Origin of the sequence: Gordonia sp. i37 (assembly GCF_002043085.1) — a bacterium.
Classification (GTDB): domain Bacteria; phylum Actinomycetota; class Actinomycetes; order Mycobacteriales; family Mycobacteriaceae; genus Gordonia; species Gordonia polyisoprenivorans.
In genome coordinates, this window is sequence record NZ_MVPX01000076.1 from 1 (window position 1) to 7,622 (window position 7,622).

Here is a 7,622-nt window from a genome sequence, read left to right on the forward strand (position 1 = left end):
CCACGCGTCGGCCGGCCGTCTGACGACTGTCCTGGCATCGGCGGTGGTTGTCCTTCCTCGGGTCGGCGCGCGCTTGTTGACGGATGCGGCGATGCGCCATAGCCTACGTGATGCAAACGATCGTGCAAACGTTCTCCCAAACGATTGCACACGGTTCTCGCACCCGCCAGGAGGATGCCCATGCCCGCTCAGGACCTCACACGACTGTTCGCCCTCGACTCGCTGCTCGACGCCGACGAGATCGCCATCCGCGACACCGTCCGCAAGTTCGGTCAGGAGCGGCTGCGGCCGCACATCGGCGACTGGTTCGAGAAGGGGGCGCTACCGGCCCGTGAGCTGGCGAAGGAACTCGGAGCGCTCGGCGCCCTCGGCATGCACCTGGAGGGATACGGCTGCCCGGGGACGAGTGCGACCGCCTACGGCCTGGCCTGCCTCGAACTCGAGGCCGTCGACTCGGGTATCCGCAGTCTGGTGTCGGTTCAGGGATCGCTGGCGATGTTCTCGATCCACCACTGGGGCAGCGAGGAACAGAAGCAGGAGTGGTTGCCGCGCATGGCCGCCGGCGAGGCCATCGGATGCTTCGGGCTGACCGAACCGGATTTCGGGTCGAATCCCGCGGGGATGCGCACCAACGCCAAACGTGACGGCGACGACTGGGTACTGAACGGCACCAAGATGTGGATCACCAACGGGTCGATCGCCGAGGTCGCGGTGGTGTGGGCGCAGACCGATCTCGAGGAATCCCCGCGCGGCATCCGGGGATTCGTCGTCCCGACCGACACCCCGGGGTTCTCGGCACCGGAGATCACGAAGAAGATGTCACTGCGGGCCTCGGTCACCTCCGAGTTGGTGCTCGACGACGTGCGGTTGCCGGCGTCGGCGATGCTGCCGGAGGCCGCCGGACTCCGCGGGCCGCTCACGAGCCTGGGCGAGGCGCGCTTCGGCATCATCTTCGGTGCGATCGGTGCCGCCCGCGACTGCCTGGAAACGGCCGTCGAATACGCGCAGTCACGCGCCGTGTTCGACAAACCGCTTGCGGCATATCAGATCACGCAGACCAAGATCGCCGACATGGCGCTCGAGGTCGGCAAGGGGCATCTGCTCGCCTATCACCTCGGCCGGCTCAAGGACCTTGGCGAACTGCGCCCCGAACAGGTCAGCACCGGCAAGCTCAACAATGTGCGTGAGGCGATCGCGATCGCTCGTGAGTGCCGAACCATTCTGGGCGCCAACGGGATCACCCTGGAGTACCCGGTGATCCGGCACGCCAACAACCTCGAATCGGTACTCACCTACGAGGGCACCTCGGAGGTGCATCAACTGACCATCGGCAAAGCACTGACCGGGGAGGGCGCGTTCCGGTGACGGGCGCCCTGGACGGGCTGGTCATCGCCGACTTCGGTCGGGTCCTGGCCGGTCCGTACGCCACGATGCTGCTCGCCGACCTCGGCGCCGAGGTCATCAAGGTCGAGCGACCCGGCACCGGCGACGACACGCGCAGTTGGGGTCCGCCGTGGGTCGGTGAGGACTCGTCGTACTTCTTGTCGGTCAATCGCAACAAGGAGTCGGTGGCCCTCGACCTCGCCGATCCCGCCGGGCTGGCCGCCGCCCGCGAGCTGACCGATCGGGCCGACGTCGTCGTCGAGAACTTCCTGCCCGGCACCCTGGATCGCTTGGGTATCGGATATGACACTGTTGCGCAACGTAATCCGGATATCGTGTACTGCTCGGTCACCGGCTTCGGCGGCAACAATCAGTTGCCGGGCTACGACCTGTTGATCCAGGCGGTCGGAGGCCTGATGAGCATCACCGGACCCGACGCCGACACCCCGACCAAGGTCGGCGTCGCGATGGTCGACGTCATCACCGGCCTGCACGCCGCGGTGGGTATCCTTGCCGCGCTGCGTCATCGGGACGCGACCGGCCAGGGCCAGCGTATCGAGGTGAACCTGCTGTCGTCGTTGCTTTCGGCCCTGGTCAACCAGTCGTCGGCGTATGTGGCCGCGGGTGTGGTGCCGCACGCCATGGGGAATAGACACCCGAGCATCACGCCGTACGAGGTGTTCTCGACGGCCGACCGGCCACTGGTGCTCGCCGTCGGCAACGACCGGCAGTTCGCCGCGCTCGCCGATGTGCTGGGGCAGCCCGATCTGGCTGCCGACGAACGCTTTTCGACCAACAAGGCCCGGGTGGCACACCGCGATGACCTGGTCGGGGTGCTCAACGAGGCACTGTCACATGACACCGCCGACGCCTGGTTCACCGTGCTCACCAAGCGCGGGGTGCCATGCGGACCGCTCAACGACGTCGCCGATGCGATCGCACTCGCCGAGCGACTCGGGCTCGCGCCGGTCGTCGAGATCGATGATCCCCGGCGCGACGGCCCGATCACGCAGATCGCCAACCCCATTCGGATGAGCGCGACGCCACCCACCTACCGAACGGCGCCGCCGCGGTTGGGCGAGGACGACCGGTAGGCGAAGACCGGCGCCGGTTAGTCGTAGCGCTCGATGCTCGACTCGGCCAGCCGCGACAGGCCCTCGCGGATGTGTCGGGCCCAGATACTGCCGATGCCCTCGACGGCCTGCAGGTCGGCAGCCGAGGAGGCCAGCAGCGCCTGCAAGGTGCCGAAGCTGCGGACCAGCCGGTCGACGTGGGCGAACTGCAGCCGTGAGATCCGGGCCAGCATGCGGTAGCCGCGTGGGCTCATCGCGGTGTCCTGGGCCTCGATGGTGGTCGGGTAGCCGAAGGCACCGGCCAGCAGTGTGAGATCCAGGAGGTCGGCGTCGGAGAGCGCCTCGACCGTCTCCAGGGTGTGGTGCACCTCCTCGGTGGTCGCCGGCTCGGGGCTGGCGTAGTAGTCGCGGACCAGCAACTCGCGGACGGTGTCGTTCTCGGAGATCAACTCCTCGAGTTGCAGACTCACCTGTCGTCCGTTGGTGCCCAGTTCCAGGACGTATTCCTCGATCTCGACACCCACCCGGCGGACCATCTCCATCCGCTGTGCCGTCGACATCGCGTCACGCAGCAGGACGTAGTCCTCGATCTCGGCGCGGCCGAGCGCCGAGATCACCTCGTCGAGGCGAGCCTTGTAGCGCTCGAGTGTCGACAGCGCCACGTTGGCGCGCGAGAGGATCGGGTCGGGGCTCTCGACGACGCGTCGCACCCCTTCGGCGTAGACGCTGACGATCGACATCGACGCGCTCACCGAGATCACCGGGTACCCGGTCTGGATGGCGGTGCGTTCGGCGGCGCGGTGGCGGGTACCGGACTCCTCGGTGGGAATCGACGGATCGGGCACCAGCTGTACGTTCGCGCGGACGATGCGTTTGCCGTCGGTGGAGAGCACCACCGCGCCGTCCATCTTGGCGAGTTCTCGCAGACGCGTCGGCGCGAACTCGACGTCGAGCTGGAAGCCGCCGTCACAGATCTTCTCGACGTCGGAGTCGTGGCCGAGCACGATCAACGCACCGGTACCGCCGCGCAGGATGCGTTCGAGACCGTCGCGCAGCCCGGTGCCGGGTGCCACGCGGGCCAGCGTTTCCTTGATCAGCTCCGAGCGCCCGGCGTCGGTGCGCCCGTACTGGTCGGTTCTGGCTCCCTCGACCATCGTTGTCCCTTCGTGCGTCATCGCGTCCGATCACCTGACACGTGCGGGAATCGGCATGACTAGGGTAACGGGACGTGAGCACCCCTTCTCATCCCGATCGGCCCGGTGGATTCGTCGTCCCCGCCGACCTCGAGGCCATGACGCGTCACCCGAAGGCCGCCGGACCGGGTGAGCCCATCCGAATGCACAACCCGATGTGCCTGGGATGTGGCGAGGACGCGCCCCGCGGGCTGCATCTGGTGGTCCGGGCAGGCGAAGGTTTCACCGTGGAGACCGAGATGGGCGTCGAACCGTGGATGGAAGGTGGTCCCGGCGTCATCCACGGCGGTGTGCTCTCTACCGCCTTCGACGAGGTGATGGGCACCGCGCCGCTACTCGTCGGGCCGTCGGCGGTGACCGTGCACCTCGAGGTGGACTTCCTCGCGCCCGTCCCGGTCGGCTCGCGGCTGCAACTCAGTGCCCGGTTGCTCGGCCGTCAGCGACGCAAGATCTACGTCGAGGCGCTCGGTCACATCGGCGATCCGGACCAGCCGGTCGCCGTTGGTCATTCGATCTTCGTGTCGATCAACGCGCGTGAGCACTTCGCCGACCACGTCGAGCGCAGCCAGATGTCCGAGGAGTACAAGCAGCGGCTCTCGAGGCCGTGACGGCGCGCCCCGCTCAGCCGTTCTTGAACCAGCCCGCGTTGTAGATGTTCCAGATCGCCTGCTGCCAGTAACCCCAGGCGTGGGTGCCGGTCAGCGGGAAGTCGGTGCGCAACTTGACGCCGAAGGCCGGGGCGGCGAGGGCGAAGGTGCGGCTCTGCTCACCGGCAACCGATTCGATCGCCGTCGAGTTGAGGCCGGTGATGAAGAAGTCGGTGTTGTTGGCGCCCGGGGGCTGGTGGTCGCCCCACACGCCCGTACCCGCATACATCCACAGGTGCAGGCCGTTCATCGACGGCAGGTTCTCGGTCGGGGAATGCTGGAACGCCTGCAGATTCGGGAACCAGCCCCACATGTCGTTGAGGTCGTAGTGCCCGGCATCCCACGCCGCGCCGCGCATCATCGTCTGCATTCCGGTGGCGACGATGTTCATGAACCCCGACATCGAGACCACCCGCGAGTACAGGTCGCGGCGCTCGTTACCGATCATCACGGCCTGACTCGCCGACATCGACAGCCCGACGAGGGTGCGGTTGTGGAAGCCGTGGGCGTCGAGGAATTGCGGCAGGCTGTTCTTGAGCACCGTCTCCCAGCGGTACGGATGCACCTGGCCGGCCGTGGGGCTCGGGGCATTCCAGTCGGCGTAGAACGAGGACTGGCCACCGATCGGCATGACCACGTTGTAGCCACGCTGGGACAGGTAGGCGACGTTGGTTTCGCGTTCCCACCCGTTGTAGTCATTGGTGGCGCGCAGGCCGTCGAGGAAGATGATGGTCGGCGCCTTCGACGGGGCGGTGGTCTGGGACGGCCACGCCCGCACCCACACCGGGTGATCCATGCCGTAGTTGTTGATCGTCGCGTTGATGAAACCGCGGACCTGCGAGGCGGGCGGCCCCCATGCCGACGCGGTGGACGTGCCCGCGAGCAGGGCGCAGGCGGTGAGCAGGGCGGTCAGCAGAACCGACGCGATTCGCCTCGAGGACATTCACAACTCACTTCGATGAAGAGGGATGGAGCGACACGAAATCACAGGTGTGACGATTCGACACGCTACCTGCACTGTTATGATCTTGTTACTCGTCCATACCCGGCAAAACGCCCAAACCGCCGCACACAACCTGGTGATCAGGCATTTTCGGCGTCAATTCTCAGACAATTCTCAATATGCATTTCGGTGCATTTGTCAGAAAGGTGCGTCGACGACCCGCAGCGTCGCCGTGAATGCCGCCGACGACGCCTCGGCGAGTGTGGCGACGCGGGTGACCTTGATGCCGCCGGGGATCTTCTCGGTGGTGCCGGTGGGGATCAGTACGTGCTTGAATCCCAGTCGCTTGGCCTCTCCGACGCGGCGGGCTACTGCCGAGACGCGTCGCACCTCACCGGCCAGCCCGACCTCGCCGATGACGGCGGTGGTCCGGGGGATAGGTCGCTTGGTCATCGACGAGAAGACCGCCAGAGCGATGGCGAGGTCGGCGGCGGGTTCGGTCACGCGCATGCCGCCGACGGTCGCCGCGTACACCTCGCGTTCGTGGACGGGCACCTCGAGTGTGCTCTGCAGGACCGCGAGGATCATCGCCACGCGTGGAGAGTCGAGCCCGGAGACCGCGCGGCGTGGGGTGGCCATATTCGTCGTCGTGGTCAGTGCCTGGATCTCGCCCGCGAGAGCCCGCTTGCCGTCCATGGTGACCAGGGTCGCCGATCCATTGACATCGGAATCGTGTTGGTGGACAAAGATTCCCGAGGGATCAGTGACCTGATGGATGCCGTCGTCGCGTTGTTCGAAGCATCCGACCTCGTCGGAGGCGCCGAAGCGGTTCTTGATGCCGCGCACCATCCGCAGCGACGAGTGCCGGTCGCCCTCGAACGACAGGACCACGTCGACGAGGTGCTCGAGCGACCGCGGGCCCGCGACGGCGCCATCCTTGGTGACGTGGCCGACCAGGATGATCGCGACACCGCGATTCTTGGCCAGTGACACCAGGGCCGTGGTGACCGCGCGGATCTGGGTGACACCGCCGGTCACGCCGTCGGTGCCGGTGGCCACCACGGTCTGCACCGAGTCGACGATGACCAGGGACGGGGCAACGTCGTCGACGTGGCCGAGGATGGTGGCGAGGTCGGATTCGGCGGCGAGGTAGATGTTCTCGTGCACCGCGTCGGTCCGTTCGGCGCGCATGCGCACCTGTCCGGCGGATTCCTCGCCGGTGATGTAGAGCGCGCGCCGGCCACTGGCCGCCCAGTGTTTGACGGTCTCGAGCAGCAGCGTGGATTTGCCGACACCCGGCTCACCGGCGAGCAGGATCACCGAGCCGGGCACCACCCCGCGCCCGAGGACGCGGTCGAACTCGTCGATTCCGGTGGGGATCGCCGTTGACGTGGCGGCATCGACGGTGGTGATGGGTACGGCCGGGCTGGTCGGGGTGACCGTCGTGGTGGCCCCGCCGGGTGCACTGATGGTGGTGACCTCGTCGAAGGTGCCCCAGGCGTTGCATTCGGCGCAGCGTCCGACCCATTTGGGGACCTGATGACCGCACTCGCTGCAGCGGAAGCTCGACTTCGGTTTTGCCACGGATGTCAGCCTACGGGCGGGGTCCGACAGAATCGGGGTCCGACAGAATCGGCGCGCCTCGCGGTCGTTGCGGACCGGTCGCAGGTCACCGGATCACCTCGCGGTGGCCGGCGTCGAGACGACGGGTCCAGCCGCGCGCGTCGAGGTGTTCGAGCAGCGGTATCACCACGCGGCGCGTGGTGTGCAGCGCCTGACGGGCCTCGCTGGTGGTGAACGGCTGCGGCAGTCGTGCCAGGCTGCGCATGGCCAGGGCGGGTGCGGTCGGTGCGAGCACCACACCCGATCCGAGGCGGAGGAGGCGGCTCGTACGTTCCGCGGCGGCGAGTTCGCGGTCGCCGAGGCCGAGCGCGGCGAGGTCGTCGGCCTCGGGTGCGGCGAACGGATCGTCGGCGAGGCGTCGTTCGACGGCCGTGATCGCCGGCTCGGCGGGACCGAGATCGGTGGTCCGGTCGGGCATCGCGAGGTAGCCGTTTGTCGTCACGACGCCTGCCGCGGAGATCACGGTGTCGAGGAGCGCCGCGTCGTCCGGCAGGCCGAGCAGATCCGGCGCCGCGGCGCGGGAGATCCCCGCCGCCAGCGGATCCTCGCGGTGCAGTGTCTGCACCGCAGTCCGCAGTCGGCGTGCGCGGAGAGCGAGATCGTCGGCATCGACCCAGCGGTCACCGACGACGAGCACGCCATCCGGCGGTGGTCCCGGTTCCGCGACCGCATCGAGCAGGCCGAGTCGGCGCAGGTGGGCGACGGTGACCGAGCCGCGTCGGGTGACCTCGGAGCGCAGGTCATCGGTCGGTCGTCGGGC

At 67.6% G+C, this 7,622-nt stretch carries 7 protein-coding genes; 3 read left to right on the plus strand and 4 right to left on the minus strand.

From position 1 onward, the window contains the following. Nucleotides 1–174 precede the first annotated feature (174 nt). Nucleotides 175–1,365, plus strand: coding sequence for an acyl-CoA dehydrogenase family protein (locus B1964_RS03200; protein WP_079928783.1), 1,191 nt, complete (start codon nucleotides 175–177; stop codon nucleotides 1,363–1,365). Then, complete coding sequence (locus B1964_RS03205) at nucleotides 1,362–2,477, plus strand: CoA transferase (RefSeq protein WP_079928784.1); 1,116 nt, start codon at nucleotides 1,362–1,364, stop codon at nucleotides 2,475–2,477. Before B1964_RS03200 ends, B1964_RS03205 begins: the two co-directional genes overlap by 4 nt. Before the next feature lie 17 nt (nucleotides 2,478–2,494). Here B1964_RS03205 and disA read toward each other — a convergent pair whose 3' ends face one another. Then, on the minus strand, nucleotides 2,495–3,610 hold the full coding sequence (gene disA, locus B1964_RS03210; RefSeq protein ID WP_006372018.1) for a DNA integrity scanning diadenylate cyclase DisA: 1,116 nt from the start codon (nucleotides 3,608–3,610) through the stop codon (nucleotides 2,495–2,497). Nucleotides 3,611–3,684: 74 nt separating this feature from the next. On the opposite strand from disA, the gene B1964_RS03215 reads away from it, so the two are divergent. Continuing rightward, nucleotides 3,685–4,257 (plus strand): PaaI family thioesterase, encoded by a 573-nt coding sequence (locus B1964_RS03215; protein WP_079928785.1) that lies wholly within the window; start codon nucleotides 3,685–3,687, stop codon nucleotides 4,255–4,257. Nucleotides 4,258–4,270: 13 nt separating this feature from the next. Here B1964_RS03215 and B1964_RS03220 read toward each other — a convergent pair whose 3' ends face one another. The 3 genes from B1964_RS03220 to B1964_RS03230 form a co-directional block, all read right to left on the minus strand. Continuing rightward, the gene (locus B1964_RS03220; protein WP_079928787.1) at nucleotides 4,271–5,239 is read right to left on the minus strand and encodes an alpha/beta hydrolase family protein; all 969 of its coding nucleotides are present in this window, start codon (nucleotides 5,237–5,239) and stop codon (nucleotides 4,271–4,273) included. A gap of 198 nt (nucleotides 5,240–5,437) precedes the next feature. Further along, a complete protein-coding gene (gene radA, locus B1964_RS03225) occupies nucleotides 5,438–6,823 on the minus strand; it encodes a DNA repair protein RadA (RefSeq protein WP_079928788.1) in 1,386 nt (461 codons plus the stop codon). An 85-nt stretch (nucleotides 6,824–6,908) separates the two neighbouring features. Further along, nucleotides 6,909–7,622: SelB C-terminal domain-containing protein (locus B1964_RS03230; RefSeq protein WP_172398738.1), on the minus strand; the 714-nt coding region annotated here is incomplete at its 5' end.